The sequence below is a fragment of the Haloarcula terrestris genome (genome assembly GCF_031624315.1).
In the GTDB taxonomy this organism is placed as follows: Archaea; Halobacteriota; Halobacteria; order Halobacteriales; family Haloarculaceae; genus Haloarcula; species Haloarcula terrestris.
This window is the reverse complement of the sequence record NZ_JAMQOM010000004.1, coordinates 396,293-418,943: the sequence shown is the minus strand read 5'-3', so window position 1 is coordinate 418,943 and position 22,651 is coordinate 396,293. Positions and strand designations below refer to the sequence as shown.

Genomic DNA, 22,651 nt, shown 5'->3' with positions numbered 1-22,651 from the left:
CCCATTACAAAACGAGTGAGGCGCGTTCCCACGGAGTGAAAAACCCCCTCAATCTGCTGGGTGCTGGTCGGGTACCGACCCTTCGAACCCGTCGGGCTGGTAGTCACACAGCGGGTCCGCCGCCAGCGGGTCCCCCGTCGTCGCGTACGCCCGCGACCGGCTACCGCCACAAACTGTTCGGTACCGACAGGCCCCACATTTGCCCGTCAGCGCGTCGTCGTCTCTGAGTCGCTGGAACAGCGGCGACTCCCGGTAGATGTCGACGACGCTCTCCTCCCGAACGCTGCCCGCCGATTTCGGCAGGAACCCTGAGGGGAACACTTCGCCGGTGTGGCTCACGAAGACAAAGCCCTTGCCGGCGCGGATACCCATCCGTCGCTTGAGTCCGCTGGCTCCCTCGTCCTGATTCTGTATCGCGACACGCCGATAGTGGGGCGCTTCGGTCGTCTTGAGGCCGAACGACGCCTCGTCGCTCACCTCGTGAAGCCACTCCAGCACGCGCTCGGCCCGCTCGGGGTCAATCGGCGTCAGCACCCGCCCGCGACCGACCGGGACGAGGAAGAACACCGACCACAGCACCGTATCGAGGTCAGCGACGAGGTCCCGGATTGCGGGCAGTTGCTCGACAGTCTCCGCGCAGACGGTGGTGTTGATCTGCAGCGGGATGTCGAAGTCCCGCGCCGCCTCGGCGGCTTCCATCGTCGCGTCGAAACTGCCGGACTCGCCCCGGAAGGCGTCGTGGGCCTCGCTGTCGCCGCCGTCGATGGACAGGGCCAGCCGCCGGAGTCCGGCCCCGTCGAGTTCGGCCAGTCGATCCCGCGTGAGCGAGTTCGTCCCGCTGGGCGTCAGCGTCATCCGGAGGCCCTGCTCGGTCCCGTAGTCGATGAGTTCCGGGAGGTCCGCGCGGGCGAGCGGGTCCCCGCCCGAGAGGACGACCAGTTGCCCGTCGCCGAACTCGCGAGCCTGGTCAAGCAGCGACTTCCCCTCCGCCGTCGATAGCTCGTCGGGATGGCGGCGGGGCTGGGCGTCGGCCCGGCAGTGCTTGCACGCCAGTTCGCAGGCCTGGGTCACCTCCCAGATCAGCACCAGTGGCTGCTCGTCGAGGTCGAGGTTCCCGCGCATCTATGCCTCCCGGTGGACGCGAGTGACGTGGCCTCCACAGCCACACTGCTGGACGTACTCCAGCGAGATGGTATCGCCGAACGCCTCTTCCAGCGCGTCGAACAGGTAGGTCTCTGGGTGGCCGTGGTCGGCGTGGCTCACCAGATTGACGTGGTTCCCCACCGTCGTCTTTTCGACGGCGTCGATAGCCTGTTCGACGACAACGTCGGGGTCCTCGGCGTGTGCGGGCGTCTCCAGGTTCGCCGACCAGGAGTTGTCGTGAACCTCGGTCGTTACCGGTGGCACGTCCTCGTGGGGATGGCTCATATATGTCACTTGACGGCGCGTGCCCCTCGGTCCTCCGCCGCACATGTTCGGGTCTTTTATCCCGAGTGGGGTGGGTCAAGACACGGACGGTCGGACAGCTATCGTCTCGCAGGGAGCTATGTCACCTGCTCGACGAGCCAGTCGAACTGATTGTTCAGTTCCTTCGTACGCTGTCGCGAGATAACGGTCGAATCGATCATCTCGCCGAGCACGGGGAGGTCGAGCGCGCTGTACTCCGTCGTCGCCGTCACGTCGGTCCCGCCGTCGACGGCCTCGACGGTGTATTCGGTCATCATCGACTCGAAGATGCCCTGGCGCTGTTCGTACCGCAACACCGCGTCTGTGTCGACGATTTCGAGATCCAGTTCGATTTCGAACAGCCCGACGCGGTTCGTGATGCCGAGGTCGTCCCCGTCGAGCGTCACCTCGTCGAACCCCGCGGCGAGCATGAACGGCTTCACGTCGGTTATCAGGTCGGTGACTGTCTCCGGGTCGGCCGGGACCGTCCGAGTCAGGGAGACGCGCTCCATACCGGACGGCGAGTGCCCGACGGAATAAGCGTTCGCCATACCCGGAGATGTTCGGGCGATCGGTTTTGCACCGTTAGTGTCTGCCGCCGACAGATCGCCGGACTCCTCCCCAAGATTCTTGTCTCCGGACAGACAAGCGAACATGTTCGGGAATACGGCCGCAGGGGTCGGGCGAATATATTCGGATATACCGATGCCACACGCTGAACTCACACTTACGATTCCGGAGGAAATATGGATCGGCGACATCTCGCGAGCGTACGACGACGCGACGTTTCGTATCCTGTCCGCGCTCCCGGGTGAGGACTCCGGCGTGGGACTGGCCGAGATTACGTCGGAGGACCTCCCGGCGATTCTCCGCGACATCGAGAACCGGGAGTCGGTCACGACGCTGGAAATCCTTTCTCACCGAGACGACAGCGCGCTGGTCCAGTTCGAAACGTCGATGCCGCTGTTGCTCTTTCCGGTACAGGGGTCTGGCGTCCCGCTTGAAATGCCGTTCACCCTGTCGGACGGCCAGGCGGTCTGGGAGATTTCGGCACCACAGGAGCGACTCTCCGAACTCGGCGACCAGCTGGAGGAGTTCGGGATCTCGTTTAATGTCGACCGCATCCAGCAACACCTCGAAACCGAGCAGGTGCTCACCGAGAGCCAACTGGAACTGGTCCAGGAGGCCATCGACGCGGGCTACTACGACACGCCCCGGGAGTGCTCGCTGACGGAACTGGCAGACCGCGTCGGCATCGCGAAGTCGACCTGCAGCGAAACGCTCCACCGCGCGGAAGAGCAGATCCTGAAACAGTTCATGTCGGACCTCCCTGCGCGATGAGGGGAAGTCGAAGCGCGTAATACGCGCCTCTGTGAGAGGTACGACATATGAGTTCCGACGCGGTCGACGAGACGCACGAAAACGCCCGACAGGAGGTCATCGCGGTTGATCCCGATGACAACGAGGAGGGACTAGTCAACCGGCTCGATGCTCACACCGGCGACGGGGTTCGTCATCGCGCGTTCACCGCCCTGCTGTTCGACGAGGACGACCGGATCCTGCTCGCCCAGCGCGCGGCGAACAAGCGCCTCTGGGACACCCACTGGGACGGCACCGTCGCCTCCCACCCCGTCCAGGGCCAGACACAGGTCGAGGCCACCGAGGAACGGCTCGAAGAGGAACTTGGTATCGACCCCTCGCAGTACCGGGACCTCCGCGTGACCGACCGGTTCGAGTACAAGCGCTACTACGAGAACGCCGGCTTGGAGTGGGAAGTGTGTGCGGTCCTGCAGACCACGCTCCACGACACCTCGCTGGACCCCAACCCCGAGGAGGTCGACGGCCTGATGTGGGTCCCCTACGAGCGACTCCGCGAACACCCCGAGTACTACCGGCAGCTCCGCCTCTGTCCCTGGTTCGAGATCGCGATGCGCCGGGACGAAGAGCGGTAACGTCGGCCCTACTGTGTGGGTTGCAGTCTCGCGGTGACGCCGCTCCGACCCACCTCCTTTTCGGCCCCGCCGCCTAATCCCGCGTATGGACGTTCCGCTGTATGACTCCCTCGACGGGCAGGTCGTACTCGTCACCGGGGCCACGCGCGGTATCGGGACGGCAATCGCCGACGGACTGGTCGACCTCGATGCGACGGTGTACGCCGGCGCTCGTGACACGGACGACATCGACGCCGCGGATCGCCACGCTATCGAACTCGACGTGACCGACGACGCGGAGATGGTCGCCGCGGTCGACCGCATCGAGCGCGAACAGGGCCGACTCGACGTACTTGTCAACAACGCCGGCGTAATGGACTCGCGGGAGCCGCTCGACGAGATGCCGACAGACGTTATCGACCACACCCTCGATACGAACCTCCGGGGGCCGGTCCTCATGACGAAGTACGCCCTCCCACTGCTGCTGGCCGACGCGGGCGGCCGCGTCGTCACCATGTCATCCGGGCTGGGAGCGATCACCGAGAGCCAGTCTGGCGGCACGCCGGCCTACCGGGTCTCGAAGACGGGCGTCAACGGGCTGACGAAGTACCTCGACGGCGAGTACGCGAGTGACGGGCTCATCGCCAACTCGGTGTGCCCGGGCTACGTCCAGACAGACATGACCGAAGAGAGCGCCCCGCGGACGCCCGAGGAAGGAGCCGAAACGCCGGTCTGGCTCGCTCGCTTCAAAGCCGACGCACCGAGCGGTCGGTTCTGGCGCGACAAGGCCGAGATCGAGTGGTAGCCGCCGATTCAATCGGCGTTCTCGCTACGGTTTGTCGCCGTGGGGTCGTCCGCTGGTGCTGATTCATCCGCTGGCGCTGGCTCGTCCGTTGCTGGGTCGGCGGCCGGCAGTTGCAGTTCTACAGTCGTTCCCGGCCCGTCCGTATCAGGAAACGACATCCGGCCGCCGAGGTTCCGGACGATCCAGTTGACGAGCCAGAGCCCGACGCCGGAGCCGTGTTTGAGCGGCGTTTCGGTCTCCGAACGGATGACCTCGCGCTCGTGGTCGGCGATACCTGGGCCGTTGTCGTGAACGGCCACGCGGATGCCCGGCGTTCCGTCGGTCCGCGTCGCGGTGATCTCGACCTCGACGGGATCCTCCGGGGCCGCCCGATGCTCGACAGCGTTCTCGACCAGTTCTTCTAGCGCGATGAGGACCGATGGCCCGCCCTGTATCCAGAGATCCGCTTCGGACGTGAGCGTGATCGTCGCGTCGGGGTTGCGCTCCCGGGCCTCGCTGATGACCGTGTCAAGCAGCTTCCGAAGCGGCGTCGGGCTGTGCTGTTCGGTCTCCAGGGCTTCGGTGACCCGGCCGATCTTGTTGCTTCGGTCGACGATGTCGTCGACTGTCCTGATGATCCGGTCGAGGCGCTCGCGTTCATCAGCGTCGGCCGAATCCCGGAGCAGGTCCGCGTTCCCCTTGACGACGTTCATCTCGTTTCGGATGTCGTGCCGGAGCAAGCGGTTGAGTACGTCCAGCCGCTGCTCGCGCTGGCGGCGGTCCGTAATGTCACGGAGGCTGATCAGGTGACCCGAGACGACGCCGTAGGCGCGGTACAGCGGCGTCACGCGCACGTCGTAGTACCGGACCCCGCCGTCGTGTTCGAGCGTCGTCTCGGTCTGTGTTCGCTCACCGGGACTGGGAACCGTCTCGGCGAGCTGTGACAGCTCACCCTGGAGTGGCCGGCCCAGCAGCGAGTCCTGATCGCCATCCAGCAGCGCCGCGGCGGCCGCGTTGATATCGACGATGCGGCACTCGTCGTCGACGATGATGACCTGGTCGTCCAGTTCGGTGAAGATCGCCTCCCGGCCCAGTTCCCGCGTGACCGGTGCGACATCGAGTAATTGGCCTCGAAGGATGGCGACCGAGAGGACGACCCCTGACATGACGTAGCCGAGACTCGTCGGATCGAAAGCCATCGGAAGCACGCCGAACAGGAACAGTTTGTGGATGACCGTCGGGACGGCGATAGCGAGCAACAGCGCGATCCCCTGGCCCTGAAACACCGTATTCGACCGGAACAGCATCCGCAACAGGAGTACACTACCGGTCAGGATCAACAGCAGTATGTAGGCCAGATGGCCCCAGTACGCGACCTGGTACGCGGGTACGAGGGTCACTGACGACGCCGAGATGTACTGTGTCCCGCTCCCGGACCAGATGAGGCGATGTGCCTGATTCGACCACACGAGCGTGACAAACACCGCTGGCTCGACGAGCAACAGCACCGTTCGGAACCGCGTGAGCCAGTGTGGATGCCCCGTGTATTCGATGACAGTCACGAGCCACGCAATGGGGATGATCACCGATAGCGTCAGCTGAATCTGGACGAGTCGCTCCATGGTGGGGACTCCAGAAGCGGCTAGCTCGATGCCGTACGCGACGGCCCAGAGACTCGCCGCAACGACGAACACTGCAAGCGGTCCTGCGCCGGGTCGGTCCCGGTGGAGCCACACCAGAAAGGCGACGCCCATTCCGACGACACCCGACAATAAAACGACAGCAAGCGGCGACAGGACCATTCAGTAGCGTAGTAATGGAGTCCCTGATATAACTATTCCCGTCATTGCGACTGCGAGCGAATCGCGGACCACACCGCGAGGACGCCGAGCACGAACGCCGGGATGAGCGGGAGCGTGAGGTATGCGTCCCGGAGTGTGAGTCCAAAGCTACTGATGACGCCCTGTGCGGACGGCAGCAGTAGAATCGCACCAGGAACGAGCAGGAACGCCACACCGATCATTCCAACGAGAATCCAGCCGCTCGTCCCGAACTCGGGGCCACCGTCGGCCGGTGTGGTCGCCTCGCTGTCCGTAGCACTGGGTTCTCTGGACGGTGACTCGGTAGCACTGTCGGGGCGGTGGACGTACCCAGACTCGTCGTCAGCCATCGGCACGCACCCCGTCAGGGCCACTCAAACGGTGTGTCACAGTGGAGCGTCCGGTAGTACCGACGGACCAGCGTGGCGGCATGCCTCGAAGTCAGGCAAGCGAGCGCAAAACGCTGACGATCCCGCTACTGTGTCGGTCCGGGGACGTTCCGGTCAGAGATGTCTCGCAGGCTCATCCGGTGCCCACTGGAAACAGCGTGTGCGTCCCGCTGGCTCTCTGCGACGGACTGGTCCTCGTATAAACCCTCAAACGCACACTCGTGACAGACGACATGGAATCTCCTCGACATAGGCATTATTTAATCAGAATATTTCTTAAATCTACCGATGTGCGGGAGAATATGGACTCCGAGCGGGCGCCCCGTCGTACAGGTATTTATCCGGGGCGGCCGTAACCCCAGTATGGTGGATTTCCAGTCCCGCGACACACGGCGGGGCTCGACTGACGAGGACGACGAGACAGACGAGGCGGAGTCGTCCGACGACGAGCCCACGGCCACCGACGCAGGTCCGGAGGAAGCGGACACGGCAGCGAGTGACGGGACGGAGTCGAGTCCGGAGCCGACAAGCGGCGATGCCGACACGGCGTCGGCTGCGGGCGATGCCACGGAGAACGATCACAGCGAGCAAACCACCGAGACGGACAGCACGTCCACAGCGGACACCGGGACCGAAGACCCATTGGCGGACAGTTCCGTCGCAGGGAGAACCGACGACGCGGCGTCGGCTGACACGGAAAGCGAGTCACCATCGACACCCGGGCCTGAAGCGGCGGAACAGGCCGACGGACCGACACAGGATCACCAGTCTGAGAGCGCTCGCCCGCCGTCACAGTCGGACCAGATGGCGTCCGGAACTGGCGGAACGGCCGAGGAGACGGCGCCGACAGCCGATACCTCCCAGGAACAGGAAGTAACCGTCGCTGTCGTCACAGTCGGGACGACAACCGAGGATGGAGATCCGACTGGGGAGGCGGTCGAGACGGCCCTGGAAGCGACCGGACAGACGGTCACGGCCCGCGAACGCCTGCGCGGGGACTACGACACCATCCAGGGGACCGTCGACAGACTGGTCGAGCGCGACGACGTGGCGGCCGTCGTCACGGCCGGCGGTCTCGGCGTCGCACCGACGGAACAGACTCTCGAAGCGGTCCACCCGCTGTTCGAGAAGGCGCTGCCGGGGTTCGAGGAAGTGTACCGGAGCCTGCTGTTCGAGCAGCGGGGCACCGGGGTCATCGCCGTCCGCGCAACTGCCGGCATCGCCAACGGGACGCCGGTGTTCTGTCTGCCCGCGGAACCCGCGGCCGCCCGACTCGCCATCGACGAGATCATCGCGGCGGAAGCCCCCGCTCTGGTCGCTGCGCTGTCCTGACCTCCGCCAGCGAAGTCACGGTATCAGTCTTGTGTCCGTTTACCCGTCTTAATGTGATGTTTGCCGGTTCTGACCGGGACGCCAGGTTTTCCGATCTCAGCGAACTGAAACCCGATATATCCACCGTTTAAACGTTTGAAGCGCCGTGAAAGGTCGTTAACTGCGCCCCCCATTGAAGTGCAGACAGTCCTCAGAGTCGGGTGTCATGTCCGATCGCAACGCGACACGACGTGGCGTACTCAAGGGTATCGGCGCGACAGCTGCAGCCGCAGTGGGCGGGGCGGCCCTCTCCGGCACGGTTGCAGCGGCCGGTCCCTGGGAGTCCGTCGAGTCCCCGACCGGGAACACCCTCCACGATGTCGAATACACGGCCACCGGCGCGTACGCGGTGGCGGGTGGCGGTATCGTCCTCGAACGAACCAGCACGGGCTGGCAGAAGGTCCTCGGCGGCGGTCCGACCGGCAACGGCAACAGCCTCTTCGGGGCCGACGTGACTGACGACGGCAAGGCCCTCTGGTTCGTCGGTGCGTCGGGTGCTATCGGCGAGTACGACGTTGAGTCAGGCGTCCTCACCGACCACAGCGCCCCGATGGACGTTACCAACAACTTCAACGACGTGTCCGTGACCGGCGACGCCGGCGAGGCGAACGTCTACGTCGCCGGCGACTCCGGCAAGATGTACTACAGCTTCGAGAACGGCGCGAGCCAGACGTGGGACTACACCACGCCCGGCTCCGGGTCGGCCATCAACGCCGTCGACTTCCACGGCGTGCGTTCGGGCCACATCGTCGACGGGAACAAGAGCGTCTTCGTCACCGACGACGGCTCGACGTGGGACAAGATCGGCCTCGCCGACGCCAACGTCAACTTCTACGGCGTCGACTCCGACGGCCCGAACGACGTGTGGATCTCCGGCGGCGGCGGGATGATCTTCCACTGGAACGGGTCCGAGTGGACGCCGACCGACACGGGCGACGCCGGCCTGCGCGACATCGAGGTCACCGACGACGACAGCACCGGCTACACGGTCGGTGGCGGCGGCAAGGTGTACGCCCTCGGTGGCGGTGACTGGACCCAGGAGGAGACGCCCGCCGGCGAGAACCTGAAGGCCGTCGTCCGCGGTGGCACCGACATCGCGGTCGGCTCAGGCGGGACGATCCTCGAAAAGTAGCTGGCGAGGCCTGCTACTCTCCGTCGTTCTGGCACTCGGCTGTTCCGTCTACGGGGATGTGTGCGTTCTTATAAGCACCCTGGTGGAACGACTCGGCGAGCCAGATTTTGTGTCCGTACTCGTTCCCGAGGCGTGCCGTCCCGGTGGAGACGAACTGCCGGGTCGAGGACGGTGAATGGAGATTGACGTGGCACTCCTGTAGCTCCCAGTAGTCGTCGCCCGAGGTCGTCCTGTCCCCCTGTTTTCGGAGATAGACGTGCGTTACGTTCGGCAGGCAAATCGTCATCCGGTCGAGTTGATCGGCCGCGGTCCGTGGATCCTTCGCGCCGTAGAAACCCGCCCGGGGGCCGAAGCCGTAGGTCACGACGCTGCCCTCCTCCCAGTCGTCGAAATTTTCGACGTTGAGGGCAAACTCACGACCGCCAACCGTGCCACAGATACCGAGATATACGTGGTCGTCGGTGCCAGCGTACTGTCCGGCGCCGGTCGTCAGCGAGACGAACACACCGTCCAATTGGCTCATGGGCGTCCCCTCCGGCCCCGGGAGTGGTCGTGTAGTGATACTCCTATCCGTTGCGGGTACTGGTGGCACATGGACGCGTTCTCCTGTCTCCCGCGAGACGTGACAATTCGGATAGGGATCGTATTAATACTTGAAAATTGTTCATGGTAAATGATTTGTTTTACGGGCGGTAGCCACGACATACCTCTGAAGTTTCAGCCACACGGGCCCCTGGCGCGGTCACCGACGTTTTACAGGCGTGACACCAACGAAGCCCATGGACGACATTCAGGTCCAGGGAACGTCGGTCCCCGCACTCGGCCTCGGAACGTGGCAGTTGACCGGCCATACCTGCCGGGAAACGGTCGAAGCGGCCCTGGAGATGGGCTATCGCCACATCGACACGGCCCAGGCCTACGGCAACGAGCGACAGGTCGGTCTGGGGATGGAGGCCGCCGCGGTGGACCGCGAGGACGTGTTCCTGACGACGAAGCTCGATGGGTCTAACCGCGACGAGCGAAGCGTCCGCCGGTCGACGCGGGAGAGCCTGAACAAACTGGGGACGGACTACCTGGACCTCCTGCTCATCCACTGGCCGAACACGCCGTGGATGGCCCCGCTGTCGGAGACGCTCGGCGCGATGAACGACCTCGTCGACGAGGGGCTGGTACGGCACATCGGCGTCAGCAACTTCTCGCCGTCGCTGTTGAACAGGGCTCGAGACATCTCAACGGCCCCCATCCTCACCGATCAGGTACAGTATCACCCCTACTGGGACCAGCGGAAACTGCTTGATTACTGCCGCATCCACGACGTACTCCTGACCGCCTACAGCCCGCTCGCTCGCGGCGGGGTTCTCGACGACCCCGCGCTCGTCCAGATCGGCAATCGATACGGCAAGTCCTCGGCCCAGGTCGCCTTGCGGTGGCTCCTCCAGCAGGACGGCGTGGCCGCGATCCCGAAGGCCTCCAGCCGCGAGCATCTGGCAGCGAACATGGCCGTCTTCGATTTCGAACTCACAGACGCGGAGATAGAGCGGATTCGGGACCCCTCGAAGGTCAAGACTGGCGTGCAGTTCGTCCGGTCGCAGTTGCCGTTCTGAGCGCCGTCCCGGCTCGGCGACCGGAAATTACTCGGAATCGGCAGATTGTAGCGTGAATTCGGCAGACTATGGCATTTGTGTCCGGTTTTACGATGGCTATCCGGATAGTCGTGGCCATGGATGGGGCAAATATTACAAATCACACAACAATGATAAGCCGTCTGGCCACAGTTATCGTGTGGTGTGTTACCACTAGATTTCGGCACGAGGACACACCGCTGAATCCACAGCGAGGCCACTGTGTCAGTACACGAATCCGAACCGATACGACGGAGCATTGAAGTGGAGTACTGGGTCATCGACGACGCGGGCCAGCTGGTCGAACCGGGCGCGCTCGTTGACGCAACCCCGGGCGCGGAGCGGGAGTTCGTCGAACCACTGCTGGAAGTCAAAACGACACCATGCGAGACAGCGACAGAACTGCACGAGGAACTCCTTGATCGGCTCGGTGCCGTGTTGCGGCAGGCCGACGACCTCGGCAAACGTCTCGTTCCGCTTTCGACGCCGGTCAAGGCCGACGAGATTCAGGAGATTCCGAGCGACCGGACCCGGATTCAAAACTGTGTCATCGGCGACGATTTCGAGTACGTTCGCCACTGCGCCGGGACACACATCCACGTCGAACAGCAGCCGGGGCGGGCGATAGACCAGTTGAACACGCTGATCGCCATCGACCCCGCGCTGGCGCTCGTCTCGTCGTCGCCGTACTTCCGCGGCCGGCAGCTGGCCGATGGGGCTCGCTCGAAACTGTACCGCTGGATGGCGTACAACTCAGTGCCACACCAGGGCTGGCTGTGGTCGTATCTCGATGACACCGACGAGTGGGACCGGCGGCTCGAACGGCGCTACGACGAGTTCGTGGCCGCGGCCGTCGACGCCGGTATCGACCGGCGGACCGTCGCAGCGAACTTCGAGCCCGAAAGCTCGATCTGGACGCCGGTCCAGCTCCGGGCCGAGTTCGGCACCGTCGAGTGGCGGTCGCCCGACGCTGCACTCCCGAGCCAGGTCCTGCAACTCGCCGACGACGTGGCGTCTCTCATGGACCACCTGCGGGGAACCGAGGTGCGCATCGAGGGAGAGACAGGCCGCGTTACCGACGACGAGATCGTGCTCCCCGAATTCGATGCTGTGCTGGCGTACGCGAACGATGCTATCCGGGAGGGCGTTGCCGCCGACAGCGTGCAGTCGTATCTCGACCGGATGGGGTTCGACGTGGACGCCTACGAGCCGGTCGCGCCGACGTTTGACAGGCCGGAGCCGGTCACGGCTCGTGACTCCCGCGAGATCCGACTGGAACACGCCGACCGCCTCCAGGACGACGTGCGACAGGCCGCGCCGGTCGCACTCGACTGACGCCGGGACAGTGACAGTTTAGGAACCGCCGCACCAACCCCGCGGTATGGTAACGGCGCTCGCCGACGACAGCTGGTGGTACGACCTCTCGGGCGTCAACGCAGCGCTCGTCGACGATGGCGGAACGCTGACGCTCGTGGACACAGGGCTACCCTGGCATGGCAACGAACTCATCGCCGGCCTGAGCGAGGCCGGCTACGAACTCCGGGATCTGGACCGAATCCTCCTCACGCACTTCGATTTTGACCACGTCGGTGGGCTGTCGGCCTTCGACGGCGTCGACGTGACCATCTACGTGGGGGAACGGGACGCGCCGCTGGTCACCGGCGACCAGCGCCCGCCACTGGGCAATCACAAGGGCGCGTTCCAGCGTCTCGTTTCGTCATTTCTGGACGTGCCGGCCAACGATGTCGTCCCGCTCGCCGACGGCGACACCGTCGGCAGTTTCACCGCCTACCACACCCCCGGCCACACGCCGGGTCACGTCTGTTACGTCAGCGAGGTGCTGTCACTGGGCCTGCTGGGCGATCTCGTGCGGGAGGATGGCGGCCGCTTCCAGCCCTCGCCGTGGCTGGTGAGCTATGATACTGATAGCGTCGCCAGGAGTATCCGTGATTTCGCCGAGCGCGCACCCGATTTCGAGGTCGCTGTCCCGGGTCACGGCATCCCCTTCCAGAAAAACGGCTCCGAGAAGCTCGCCGACTTGGCAGCGACGCTGTGAGCGGCCGGAATATGAAAACCGGCGGACGACGCTACAGTTCCTCGGCGACCGCCTCGACGCCAAGCAGGTCTGGGTCGACGACGAGGTCGGTCTGTCGGCTGGCGAAGTCGGGCAGCGACCCCTCGGCGTAGACGACGACCCGCAGGTCGGGGGTGAGGTCCTTGGCGACGGCGATAGAGGTCGCCTGGGACATCTCGGTCAGCAGGTACACGTCCGCCTCGTGGATGCCGGCCTCCTCCAATCCGGGTCGGTTACCCACGTCGGCAACCGTTACAGTGTGGCCTTCGGCTTCGAGGGCGTCCGTGAGTCCGTTCGGGTCCGAGCCGACGAGGACGACCTTCATTCGTACTCGATTGTCGCTGGCGGTTTGTGGGTCACGTCGTAGACGACGCGGGCGACGTTCTCGTGTGCCCCCGTGATACGCGATTGGATGCGCTGGAGCGTGTCCCAGTCGAGTTCCTGCGCGCGGGCGGTCATCCCGTCTCGGCTCTCGACGGAGCGAACGGCGACGACCCAGCCGTGGACGCGGTTGTCGCCCTTGACGCCCGTGGCCTTGCCGATGACGGCGGCCAGGGCTTGCCACGGCTCGTACTCTTCCAGTTCCTCCTCGACGACGTGGTTGGCCTCGCGGGCCACTTCCAGTTTCTCCTCGGTGACCTCGCCGATGATGCGAACGGCGAGCCCGGGGCCGGGGAACGGCATCCGCTCGGAGATGATCTCTTCGAGATCGAGCGCGCGGGCGACCTCGCGGACCTCGTCCTTGTAGAGGTCACGCATCGGTTCGACGATGCCCTCGAAGTCCACGACTTCGGGGAGGCCGCCGACGTTGTGGTGGGACTTGATGGTCCCCTCGCTCTCGATTCGGTCGGGGTAGATGGTCCCCTGGACGAGGTAGTCGGCGTCGACCTCGCGCGCGACCGTCTCGAACTCCCGGATGAACTGCTCGCCGATGATGTGGCGCTTCTCCTCGGGGTCGGTCTCGCCGCCCAGCGCGTCGAGGAAGCGGTCCTGGGCGTCGATGATGCGCAGCGAGTCCATGTAGTCGAACGTCTCGCGGATCTCGTCGGTTTCGCCTTTCCGCATCAGCCCGGTGTCGACGTAGACGGCTGTGAGCTGGTCGCCGATGGCCTCGTAGGCCAGGGCGGCGGCCGTCGAGGAGTCGACGCCGCCGGAGAGGCCGATGACGGCGTGCTTGTCGCCGATCTCCTCGGCGATCTCGGCTTTCGCCTCCTCGATGAACTCGTCGACGTTCACCATCAGTGGCTCACCTCCTCAGTCGTCACAGTGTGGGGGTCGTCGCCGAGTACGGCCTCAAGCAGGCCGACAAAGGGCGGACTGGCACGGGTCGGTCGGGAGCGGAACTCCGGATGGAACTGCGTCCCGATGAAGTACGGGTGGTCCTCGGGCGCGAGTTCGAGTATCTCCATACGGTTTCCGGCGCGGCCGGAGAACTTCAGCCCGGCGGCTTCGAGGTCGTCGATATACTCGGGGTTGACCTCGTAGCGGTGGCGGTGCCGTTCGGTACAGGACTCGCCGCCGTACAGTGTCGCGGCGAGCGTGCCGGCGTCGATGTCGGTCTCGTGAGCGCCCAGCCGCATCGTGCCGCCCATATCCTCGATTTCGTACTGCTCGGGCAGGATGTCGATGACGGGGTAGGCCGTGTCCTCGTCCAGTTCGGCGGAGTGGGCGTCATCGAGGTCCAGCACGTTCCGGGCGTACTCGACGACGGCCATCTGGAAGCCGAGACACAGCCCGAGGAACGGGATGTCGTTCTCGCGGGCGTACCGGATCGCTTCGATTTTCCCCTCGGTCCCGCGCGCGCCGAACCCGCCGGGGACGACGATGGCGTCGGCCTCGCGCATCCGGTCGGCGTGGTGGTCGCTCATCTTCTCGGAGTTGACCCACCGGACGTTCACGTCGACGTTCTTCTCCAGCCCGGCGTGTTTCAGCGCCTCGTGGACGGACATGTAGGCGTCTTCCAGGTCGTACTTGCCGACGAGGGCGACCTCGACCTCCCCCTCGGTCTGCTGGGTGACGAGGTCGCGCCAGCGGTTCTCCCGCTCGTCTTCGGGCAGCGCCTCCGACGCGATGTCGAGTTCTTCCATCACGTACTCGTCGAGGCCTTCCTCCTCGACCATCAGCGGGACGTGGTAGATATCGTCAACGTCGGGGTTCGAGAAGACGGCTTCCGTCGGCACGTCACAGAACAGCGCGATCTTCTCCTTCGTGTCGATATCGAGCTTGTCCGAACAGCGGCCGACCAGAATGTCCGGCTGGAGACCGATAGAGCGCAGTTCCTTCACGGAGTGCTGTGTGGGCTTGGTCTTCTGCTCGCCGTTTTTCGAGTAGGGGACGAGCGTGACGTGGGTAAAGAGAATATCGTCCTCGTCTTCCTCGTGGGCGAACTGCCGGAGCGCTTCGAGATACGGCATTCCCTCGATGTCACCGACCGTCCCGCCGACTTCGATGATACAAACATCGTTGCCTTCGGCGGCCTCGCGGATGCGGCGCTTGATGTCGTCGGTGATGTGCGGGATGATCTGGACCGTGCGACCGAGGTAGTCGCCGGCCCGCTCCTTCTCGATGACGTGCTGGTAGGTCTTCCCCGTGGTGACGTTGTGGTCGAAGGTCATGTCGATGTCGAGGAACCGCTCGTAGTTCCCCAAGTCGAGGTCGACCTCCCCACCGTCTTTGAGCACGTACACCTCGCCGTGCTGGAAGGGGTTCATCGTACCGGCGTCGACGTTCAGATACGGGTCAATTTTGACCGCTGTAACGTCGAACCCGGCGTTTTTGAGCAATCTACCTGTACTGGCGGCGGTGATGCCTTTCCCCAGGCCAGACATCACGCCACCGGTGACGAAGATGAACTTCCGACCCAGTTCCGGGTCGTAGTCCGTTTCGGGTTCGGTCGGCATACCGACGGTGAACCCCGCGTAGTCTAAACGGTTTCGGAGCGCGCACTGTTCGCCACCCTATCGCAGTGTCAACGGGCCGACAGTGACGGCTGCATGAAGAGTCGCCACGCCGTCACGAGCACGGCAAGCGACAGCGCCGAAAACAGCGCGTCACTGGGGCCGGAGCCGATAGCGATAAACAGCAGGTAACCGGCGACGAACCCTCCCAGAAGCGAGACCACACCCTGGCGTGTCGACCGCGACACCGCCTTCCTGGTGTGCGTTGACATACTACAATATTTATCAGTATATATTATAAATGTACCTTCCATTCGGGTTACGATTTGAGGACGCCGGATCTGATAGCGACGTAGGTCCCCACCCCGCCCATCGTGGCGAGGACGACCGCTCTGGCTGGGCCACCCGCGACGAGTGCTGTCTGCATCAGCACTAACAGCGCTACCAGGGTCGTAGTGAACGAAACAGCGGCGAACGCGAGCGGACGGTTCATATCCAGAGGTCGGGCCGCCGGTGTCTCTGTCTTTCGGTACTTTCCTATGGTGTCATAGAACTGTTGTCAGGCCCGAGTTGAAACGGTCAGTACGGGCCCAGAACCGTTCAATACAGAGCTATGATTCGGGACTGCGATACCGTTTGGCTGGAGTGGTACAGCGTATGTCAAAATCGATGCACGTGAACTGCGATGCATGGCGTGCTAACCGTCCCGTCCTCCCGCCGTTAGCTGTGACGAGACAGCACTCCCGCCTGCGATTAGTCCGGAGATCGGGGTCCGAACCGCTTGACCAACGCGTAGCCGCCGACCGCACTCACCGCCGTAACGATGGCGACACACGCCGAGAAAATAACCGCGATGGGGAGGGCGAATATGATACCCAGGATCGCGATGGCCGGAGACTGAACCGCGATGGCACCCCAAGCGATAGCCGCCCCGAGCAAGACTGTTACGAATGGCCCGACGATGACCGTGGTGACGACAGCCACGTCCGTCGATCGACCGGCGTGTCCACCTCGGCGGACGAGTGACAGTGTTAGTACCGTTATTACGAGCGGCACGAGTACCAGGACCCCAACGTGATAGTAAACCGACTGCTCAAAAAAGGACTCCAAAATATAGTAGGTAATCTCAAGGGAGTCACGACCGCCGGTGTTGACGTACTCGCTGGTCACCAGCGGGACAAGAAAGTACGCGACCGCTCCGATCAGTCCCGTCATGACCCCACTAAGGACGGCCAGAACCCCCGGTTCCATCTCGCTGGTCGGTCCCGACGTCGTACGCTGTGGGGCTTCAGTCATGTTCTGGTGGCCGCCTACCCGTAAGTGGTCTTTGACCGGCACGGATCCAGCTTGTGACCGATACGGGTCCGCTTGTCCTCGGAGGGGAGTGGATCCTGTCACTCTGGACAGTCGGGGAACGTGCCGATCTCGCGGGGCGACGTTTCACAATCAGTGCACGTACATGGCTGAAATAAATGTTTTCTATCTGAGAATATGGCCAAACCAGGCTCAGAGTTGCAAAGACAGTAATGAACCCACTGATAGACCTCTCAGTAGCCAACACACAGTCCTACCGTGCAGTCTATTCGGGCGACACTGTCTGAAATCAATACCTTGTGAAAAATTGTATGACGCTCTGTACTGCCCAGCAGTTGCGTTACAACCGGTCACGGAGGAACCGGCCGACAGTCTCGCCGATACGCCCGCTCTGGCCGACGAAGTGGTGGTCGGCCGGCAGGCGCTCGACAGCGTGTCCCAAGTCGGCAGCGCGGTCGGCGACCGGCTCCCAGTCGACGGTGTCGTCGCGTGCACCGACCACGACCTGGACCGGGCAGTCGATGGCGTCCAGGGCGGCGACGGCGTCGAGATGCTCGGTCAGTCCGGCCGGTGGCGCAAGGACGGAGAGGACCGCCGGCTCGGACTCACTATCGAGTTCGGCGGCCGCACGGAGCGCCACGGCCGCGCCGAAACTGTAGCCAAACAGGCCGACCGCGTCGGCCCGCTCGTTCCCCCACGCCAGCGCGTTCTCGGCGTCGACTCGTTCGCCGCGGCCCTCGTCCCACGGACCGTAATCGAAGCGAAGACAGCCGATATCCGGCGCGAGTGCATCACTGACCGCGCGCAGCCGAGTGTCCGACCGCGACCCGCCGTGCTGTGGATGTGGCGGGCACGCGACGATGACGGCCTCCGACTCGGGGCGGTCGAGCGTCGCGGTGACGGATCGACCACCGGGAATCCGAACGGTGTCACCCATGCGTGTTCACTCGTCACACCTCTGTAAGAAATTTAAGGTTGGAGAGACCAATGCGCATACATGGGAATCCTCTCGCGCGCGTCGTACGTCATCCGCTCCAAGGTCAACGCCGTCCTGAACCGAGCGGAGGACCCGACAGAGACCCTCGACTACAGCTACGAGCAGTTGCGTGACGAACTGCAGGATGTCAAGCAGGGCATCGCGGACCTGACGACACAGAAGAAGCGACTGGAGATTCAGAAGCGCCGCCTCGAAGAAAACGTCGAGAAGCACAACGAACAGGCCCGGCAAGCGGTCGAGCAGGACCGCGAGGACCTCGCCCGCCAGGCCCTGGAGAAGAAAAAACAGAAGATGAGCCAGATCGAGGAACTGGAGGGCCAGATACAGGACCTGCAGGCCCAGCAGGACCAGCTGGTCGAGCAGAAAGACGAACTCCAAAAGCAGATCGAGCAGTTCCGGACGAAGAAGGAGACGATGAAGGCCCGTCACGAGGCCGCCAAGGCGTCGGCGCGCGTCAACGAGGCGATGACCGGTGCGGGCGACGAGATGCAGGACATCAATCAGGCCATCGAGCGTGCGGAAGAACGCACCGAGGACATGGAGGCCCGCTCGCAGGCGATGGACGAACTCCGCGAGGACGGCGTCCTCGAAAACCAGCTCTCCGACAAGAGCTCGCTGGAACAGGAACTGGAAGAGGTCCAGCAAAAGGGGTCGGTCGACGCCGAACTCGACACGCTGAAAGCCGAGATGGGGAAAGCCGAGGACGGCGACAGCGGGTCGAGCAACGCCGATGTCTCCGAAGCCGACCTGGAACAGGAGCTTGCCGACGACGCCACGCAGGTCGATGTCGACGAGAGCGAGGTCGAGTCGGAACTCGACGAACTGAAAGACGACGAGCAGTAGCGCCGTCAGATCATGGTTTTACAGCGGCCAGACGACAGACACCGCGAGCGTCGTGACCACGCACAGAAGGAGCTGTAGCGGGCCGCCGACGCGCACGAAGTCGGTAAAGCGGTACCCGCCGGGGCCGTACACCATCAAGTTCGTCTGGTAACCGATGGGCGTCAGGAACGCCGTCGCGACCGCGAACGTCACGACGACGAGGAACGGGAACCCGGCGACGCCGACCTCGGCGGCGGTGGCGACGGCGATCGGGATCATCAGCACGACGGTCGCGGCCGGGGTGATGACGCTGGCGAGGACGGCCGTCAGGAGGTACACCAGCGCCAGCAGCGCGAGCGGCGGGAGGACGCCGGCGGCGTCGACGAGAAGGCCGCCGACGAACGCGGCCCCGCCGGTGGCTTGCATCGCTTGCCCCAGCGGGAGCAGTCCGGCAAGCAGGAACACGATGTTCCAGCTCACCGCGTCGTAGGCCTTCGACGCGCTCAGCGTGCCGGTCGCGACCGTGGCGACGACGCCGCCCAGTGCGGCGATGTAGATGGGAACCAGGTTCAGCGCCGCGAGGGCGATGACCGCGAGCAGGGTCGCGAGCGGGACCGCCGCCGAGGCGTCGAGTGACGGCGGCCCGCCGTCGAGCGCGTCGAACAGCTCCGGCGGCCCCTCGGTCAGGACCAGGTACCCCTCATCCTGGAGGTGGCCCACCTCGTCGAGGGGCGTCTGAAGCAAGAGCAGGTCGCCGGCCGACAGTTCGACCGCTTCGAGGTCCTCGTGGATGATCTCGTCACCGCGGCGGATGGCGAGGACCGTCACGTCGAACCGACTGCGTAACTGCACGTCGGCGAGCGTCCGCCCGCGGAGCCGCGACTCGTTGTCGACGACCGCTTCGGCGAGGACACCCGCGTGGCCGCTTTCGGCTAGGAGCGCCTCCGTGACTGATTCCCGTGCCAGATCCCGGAGATCGAGCGTCTGTGCGAACTGGTTGACCGCCTGTCGGTTCCCGCGGACGGTCAGCACGTCGTCGGGTTCGAGCGGTCGGTCGGTGGCCGTCGCGAAGAACGACTCGCCGTTGCGGTCGATCTGGAGCACATCGATGTCAAGCGGGTCGCTTGCGGCGATGACCTGTTCGACGGTGGCCTCGGTCGGCAGCGACTCTCCCGCATCGACCACGTCCGCGACTGATTCGACCACGTCGTCGGGGACGCCGCCTTCTAGCGCCTCCTGCACCGTCAGTCCGACCAGCGGCGACGACTCGCGCACCTGTAACTGCGACAGGTGGCGGTCCATGTCGAACTCCTCCGTGAAGTCGGCCGCGGGGTGGATCCGTTCGGGGACGAGTGCCCGACCGACCGTCAGCAGGTAGGCCACGCCGACGGCGAGGATCACGATACCGACGGGCGTCAGCGTGAACATCGAGAACGGCCGGCCGAGCAACTGCGCCGAGAGGTCGCTGGCGAGGAGGTTCGTCGAGGTGCCGACCAGGGTGAGCGTCCCACCGAGCATCGCGGCGAAAGAGAGCGGCAACAGCAGGTTCGATGGCGAAATGCCGTATCGCTCTGAAAGCCCGGTGACCAGCGGGATGAAGACCGCAACCACCGGCGTGTTGTTGACGAACCCCGCACTGACGCCCGTCGTGCCGACGATGGCGGCCAACAGGCGCTGCTCGTCGCCGCCGGTCAGCGCCGCCAGCCGCCCGGCCAGCCAGTCGACGACACCGGCCGACTCGACGCCGGCGCTGAGGATGTACATTGCGACGATGGTAATCACTGCCGGGCTGGCGAACCCCTCGATGGCTGTCCGCGCCGGCACGCCGGTATACGGCTCCAGCACGACCAGTGCGACGAGGACGGCGACGGCCGTCATGTCCGGGGGCAACCACTCGGTGACGAACAGCGTCAGGGCGGCGGCGACGAGTGCGAAGACCACGAGCGCACCCGTCGAAAGCGGGGGCATACCAGTCCCCTCGGCGGATGGGGGCAAAAGCGTCGGGGGCGATTCCAACCGATCACCGCGCCGACGAACGGCCGTGACAGGCGACCGGTCTCACTCCGGGGTCGGCTCGTAGCCCGCTCCGACACGAAGCGTGAGGGCGCGCTCGCGCACCGACAGCGACAGCGTTTCGTGCGTGCTGAGTTCGCCGTCGCGGCTGAACGTTATCGCTTCCCCGTGGCCGTCGACGGTGATCTCGTCGGCCCGGACGTGGGTCACGCCGTCGGTGTCAAGCGCCAGCAACCGCTGCCCGATAGCCTCCGCGACGAGGTTGCCAGCGGGCATCTGTTCGACGATAGCCACGTCGAGCAGGCCGTCCTCCATGTTGCCCTGGCCGCCCTCGCCGACGAACTTCCGGGCGTTTCCGACCAGCAGACAGGCAGCCTCGCCGGACCACGTGAACGGGCCGTCCTCGCCGATTGCCTCGATAGTAAGGTCGAGGCCATCGAAGCGAAACGCCTCCTGTGTCCCCGTGATGAGAAACGCCATTGTCCCGAACCGCTCCTTTAGATCGCTGGGAGTCGAGACGCTGGCGTCGGCGGGGAGCCCGGCGATACAGGAGACCAGAAACGGCTCGTCGTCAGCGATGCCCACGTCGACCGTCCGCGTCTCGCCGGTGTCGGCGATTTCGACGCCGTGTTCGATGTCCCTGATGCCGATGTTACCGGCCAGAAGATTCGCCGTTCCGGCCGGAATGACGCTCAGTGTCACCGAGTCGAGATGGTCGGCGTCGTCGAGTCCGCGGACAACCTCGTTTACCGTTCCATCGCCGCCACAGACGGCGACCTCAGAGGCCTCTGCCCTGCCGGCCTCGCGGCCGAGTTCGACCGCGTCGCCCTCGCCTTCCGTCTCGAACACCTCGAACCCACGTGCCTCCATCAGCCGTGGGACGTAGTCGGCATGCTCGCCGTCGCCGCTGACGGGATTGAGGATACACCGACGCGAGCCAATCTGCATGGTACTAGGGAGTCCGGACCCGCACTTATACCGTGGTGGTGTGGCGGCGTCACTCCCAGTCCACGTCGGCGCTCCGGTCAGTCTCGCGGAGGATGAAGGGGCCAATAGCGAGCGTTCGCTTGGTTATCGTGACGATGCGGAGGATGTACGACAACAGGACGGTGAACGGAAGCACCGACACTGTCGTCGTCGCCGCGAGGAGCCACAGCACGTCAGGGACGCCAGCTGTGACGCCGAGGATGTCCCGCGCATCGAAAAACAACAGCGACGTGACCGCGACCGTCAGCGCCGGCACCGCGACGTACAGCAGCGTCCGGGAGAGGTCCGAGATCTCCCACTGGAAGTACAGCGTTTTGAAGTGTTCCCGGGCCGGACCGAACAGTTCGAGCGTCCCGACGAGTTCCGCGAGCGAGTCGTCGATATCGTCGGTGAGTTCGTCGGCATAGGACTCCCGGATGCGCCGACCGACGTACAGCTTCCAGGAGTAGTTGTAGTTCAACGCGGCCTTGACAACATCGAACTCCCCGAAGGTACTGCCTTCGAGCTGGTCAGTGACGCTGTCGGCGTTGGTCCTCACGTCTTCGAGATACGTCGTGAGGAGTTCCGTCAGATCCTGATCGAGATTGGTCTCATCGAGGGTGTTCTGAACGTTCTCGGCTCGTTCGGCGGTCCCGCGGACCAGCGACCGGAGGAACGCCGAGGGTTCCGCGGGACTGACGGGCGTGTCGACGGCGTCGGCCACGTCGGCCCGGAACTGCATCGACCCGTCCATCCGCTCGCGCTGGTCGCCCACCGCGCCCAGTTCCTGCGACAGGACGAGCTGACTCAGTGTCAGGACCAGCGTAACGGCGGTTATAGTCCCCGTAATCAGCGCCTGAAACAGTGTTTCGACCGGGTCGCCGCGGGTCAGCAGCGTCAGAGTCGGTGTGGGATGCAAAAGCCCGACTGCAAGGATCCCACAGAACAGAACGCCCGAAAGGATGGCGGTAACGAGCCAGCGGTCCGCATCGAGGAGCAGCCAGAGGAGTCGCGTGTCACCTGCGGCGCGCTCCCGCATGGTGTCGCTCGACTCCCCGCTGTCAGAGGTCATA

26 protein-coding genes are annotated in these 22,651 nt (G+C 64.5%); 9 read left to right on the top strand and 17 right to left on the bottom strand.

Features of this window, described 5'->3' with window-relative positions; all coding sequences use genetic code 11:
- Positions 1-48: 48 nt before the first annotated feature.
- The 3 genes from NDI54_RS12355 to NDI54_RS12345 form a co-directional block, all read right to left on the bottom strand.
- A complete protein-coding gene (locus NDI54_RS12355; RefSeq protein WP_310896747.1) occupies positions 49-1,122 on the bottom strand; it encodes a radical SAM/SPASM domain-containing protein in 1,074 nt (357 codons plus the stop codon).
- A complete protein-coding gene (locus tag NDI54_RS12350) occupies positions 1,123-1,428 on the bottom strand; it encodes a CGCGG family putative rSAM-modified RiPP protein (protein ID WP_310896746.1) in 306 nt (101 codons plus the stop codon).
- Positions 1,429-1,544: 116 nt separating this feature from the next.
- Entirely contained in the window at positions 1,545-1,958 is a 414-nt protein-coding gene (locus tag NDI54_RS12345) for an SRPBCC family protein (protein ID WP_310896745.1), read from the bottom strand.
- Positions 1,959-2,151: 193 nt separating this feature from the next.
- Between NDI54_RS12345 and NDI54_RS12340 the strand changes: the two genes are divergently transcribed.
- The 3 genes from NDI54_RS12340 (at position 2,152) to NDI54_RS12330 (ending at position 4,182) form a co-directional block, all read left to right on the top strand.
- Positions 2,152-2,787, top strand: a complete 636-nt coding sequence (locus NDI54_RS12340; protein ID WP_310896744.1) for a helix-turn-helix domain-containing protein — start codon at positions 2,152-2,154, stop codon at positions 2,785-2,787.
- A 47-nt stretch (positions 2,788-2,834) separates the two neighbouring features.
- A complete protein-coding gene (locus NDI54_RS12335; RefSeq protein WP_310896743.1) occupies positions 2,835-3,398 on the top strand; it encodes an NUDIX hydrolase in 564 nt (187 codons plus the stop codon).
- 85 nt (positions 3,399-3,483) lie between these two features.
- Positions 3,484-4,182 (top strand): SDR family NAD(P)-dependent oxidoreductase, encoded by a 699-nt coding sequence (locus tag NDI54_RS12330; protein ID WP_310896742.1) that lies wholly within the window; start codon positions 3,484-3,486, stop codon positions 4,180-4,182.
- Positions 4,183-4,190: 8 nt separating this feature from the next.
- Here the strand turns inward: NDI54_RS12330 and NDI54_RS12325 are convergent, their stop codons facing one another.
- The 3 genes from NDI54_RS12325 to NDI54_RS12315 form a co-directional block, all read right to left on the bottom strand.
- Positions 4,191-5,963 (bottom strand): histidine kinase N-terminal 7TM domain-containing protein, encoded by a 1,773-nt coding sequence (locus NDI54_RS12325; protein ID WP_310896741.1) that lies wholly within the window; start codon positions 5,961-5,963, stop codon positions 4,191-4,193.
- A gap of 41 nt (positions 5,964-6,004) precedes the next feature.
- Positions 6,005-6,331, bottom strand: coding sequence for a hypothetical protein (locus NDI54_RS12320; RefSeq protein WP_310896740.1), 327 nt, complete (start codon positions 6,329-6,331; stop codon positions 6,005-6,007).
- A 125-nt stretch (positions 6,332-6,456) separates the two neighbouring features.
- Positions 6,457-6,621, bottom strand: a complete 165-nt coding sequence (locus NDI54_RS12315) for a hypothetical protein (protein ID WP_310896739.1) — start codon at positions 6,619-6,621, stop codon at positions 6,457-6,459.
- Between the two features lie 112 nt (positions 6,622-6,733).
- On the opposite strand from NDI54_RS12315, the gene NDI54_RS12310 reads away from it, so the two are divergent.
- On the top strand, positions 6,734-7,702 hold the full coding sequence (locus NDI54_RS12310) for a molybdopterin-binding protein (protein ID WP_310896738.1): 969 nt from the start codon (positions 6,734-6,736) through the stop codon (positions 7,700-7,702).
- A gap of 205 nt (positions 7,703-7,907) precedes the next feature.
- Entirely contained in the window at positions 7,908-8,873 is a 966-nt protein-coding gene (locus tag NDI54_RS12305) for a WD40/YVTN/BNR-like repeat-containing protein (RefSeq protein WP_310896737.1), read from the top strand.
- 13 nt (positions 8,874-8,886) lie between these two features.
- Here NDI54_RS12305 and NDI54_RS12300 read toward each other — a convergent pair whose 3' ends face one another.
- A complete protein-coding gene (locus NDI54_RS12300; RefSeq protein ID WP_310896736.1) occupies positions 8,887-9,396 on the bottom strand; it encodes a hypothetical protein in 510 nt (169 codons plus the stop codon).
- Between the two features lie 256 nt (positions 9,397-9,652).
- Here NDI54_RS12300 and NDI54_RS12295 point away from each other — a divergent pair, with 256 nt between their 5' ends.
- The 3 genes from NDI54_RS12295 (at position 9,653) to NDI54_RS12285 (ending at position 12,551) form a co-directional block, all read left to right on the top strand.
- A complete protein-coding gene (locus tag NDI54_RS12295; RefSeq protein WP_310896735.1) occupies positions 9,653-10,477 on the top strand; it encodes an aldo/keto reductase in 825 nt (274 codons plus the stop codon).
- 240 nt (positions 10,478-10,717) lie between these two features.
- Complete coding sequence (locus NDI54_RS12290; RefSeq protein WP_310896734.1) at positions 10,718-11,830, top strand: glutamate-cysteine ligase family protein; 1,113 nt, start codon at positions 10,718-10,720, stop codon at positions 11,828-11,830.
- A 46-nt stretch (positions 11,831-11,876) separates the two neighbouring features.
- Positions 11,877-12,551, top strand: coding sequence for an MBL fold metallo-hydrolase (locus NDI54_RS12285; RefSeq protein WP_310896733.1), 675 nt, complete (start codon positions 11,877-11,879; stop codon positions 12,549-12,551).
- Positions 12,552-12,582: 31 nt separating this feature from the next.
- Here NDI54_RS12285 and NDI54_RS12280 read toward each other — a convergent pair whose 3' ends face one another.
- From NDI54_RS12280 to NDI54_RS12250, 7 genes are all read right to left on the bottom strand, one after another.
- Positions 12,583-12,894, bottom strand: a complete 312-nt coding sequence (locus NDI54_RS12280; protein ID WP_310896732.1) for a DUF7126 family protein — start codon at positions 12,892-12,894, stop codon at positions 12,583-12,585.
- Positions 12,891-13,808 carry a glutamine-hydrolyzing GMP synthase gene (gene guaA / locus NDI54_RS12275; protein WP_310896731.1) on the bottom strand — a complete coding sequence of 306 codons (918 nt, stop codon included), beginning with the start codon at positions 13,806-13,808 and terminating at the stop codon, positions 12,891-12,893. Before guaA ends, NDI54_RS12280 begins: the two co-directional genes overlap by 4 nt.
- A complete protein-coding gene (locus NDI54_RS12270) occupies positions 13,808-15,469 on the bottom strand; it encodes a CTP synthase (protein WP_310896730.1) in 1,662 nt (553 codons plus the stop codon). Before NDI54_RS12270 ends, guaA begins: the two co-directional genes overlap by 1 nt.
- A 68-nt stretch (positions 15,470-15,537) precedes the next feature.
- Positions 15,538-15,738 (bottom strand): hypothetical protein, encoded by a 201-nt coding sequence (locus tag NDI54_RS12265; protein WP_310896729.1) that lies wholly within the window; start codon positions 15,736-15,738, stop codon positions 15,538-15,540.
- A gap of 47 nt (positions 15,739-15,785) precedes the next feature.
- Positions 15,786-15,959, bottom strand: coding sequence for a hypothetical protein (locus NDI54_RS12260; protein ID WP_310896728.1), 174 nt, complete (start codon positions 15,957-15,959; stop codon positions 15,786-15,788).
- Positions 15,960-16,219: 260 nt separating this feature from the next.
- Positions 16,220-16,717 carry a hypothetical protein gene (locus tag NDI54_RS12255; protein WP_310896727.1) on the bottom strand — a complete coding sequence of 166 codons (498 nt, stop codon included), beginning with the start codon at positions 16,715-16,717 and terminating at the stop codon, positions 16,220-16,222.
- Between the two features lie 403 nt (positions 16,718-17,120).
- Complete coding sequence (locus tag NDI54_RS12250) at positions 17,121-17,717, bottom strand: alpha/beta hydrolase (protein WP_310896726.1); 597 nt, start codon at positions 17,715-17,717, stop codon at positions 17,121-17,123.
- Between the two features lie 60 nt (positions 17,718-17,777).
- On the opposite strand from NDI54_RS12250, the gene NDI54_RS12245 reads away from it, so the two are divergent.
- On the top strand, positions 17,778-18,620 hold the full coding sequence (locus NDI54_RS12245; RefSeq protein ID WP_310896725.1) for a PspA/IM30 family protein: 843 nt from the start codon (positions 17,778-17,780) through the stop codon (positions 18,618-18,620).
- Between the two features lie 18 nt (positions 18,621-18,638).
- Here NDI54_RS12245 and NDI54_RS12240 read toward each other — a convergent pair whose 3' ends face one another.
- The 3 genes from NDI54_RS12240 to NDI54_RS12230 all read right to left on the bottom strand — a co-directional run bounded on the left by NDI54_RS12240 (position 18,639) and on the right by NDI54_RS12230 (position 22,650).
- Complete coding sequence (locus tag NDI54_RS12240) at positions 18,639-20,567, bottom strand: SLC13 family permease (protein ID WP_310896724.1); 1,929 nt, start codon at positions 20,565-20,567, stop codon at positions 18,639-18,641.
- Positions 20,568-20,657: 90 nt separating this feature from the next.
- The gene (locus NDI54_RS12235; protein ID WP_310896723.1) at positions 20,658-21,560 is read right to left on the bottom strand and encodes a diacylglycerol/lipid kinase family protein; all 903 of its coding nucleotides are present in this window, start codon (positions 21,558-21,560) and stop codon (positions 20,658-20,660) included.
- 49 nt (positions 21,561-21,609) lie between these two features.
- Positions 21,610-22,650 (bottom strand): hypothetical protein, encoded by a 1,041-nt coding sequence (locus tag NDI54_RS12230; RefSeq protein ID WP_310896722.1) that lies wholly within the window; start codon positions 22,648-22,650, stop codon positions 21,610-21,612.
- Between the last annotated feature and the right edge of the window lies 1 nt (position 22,651).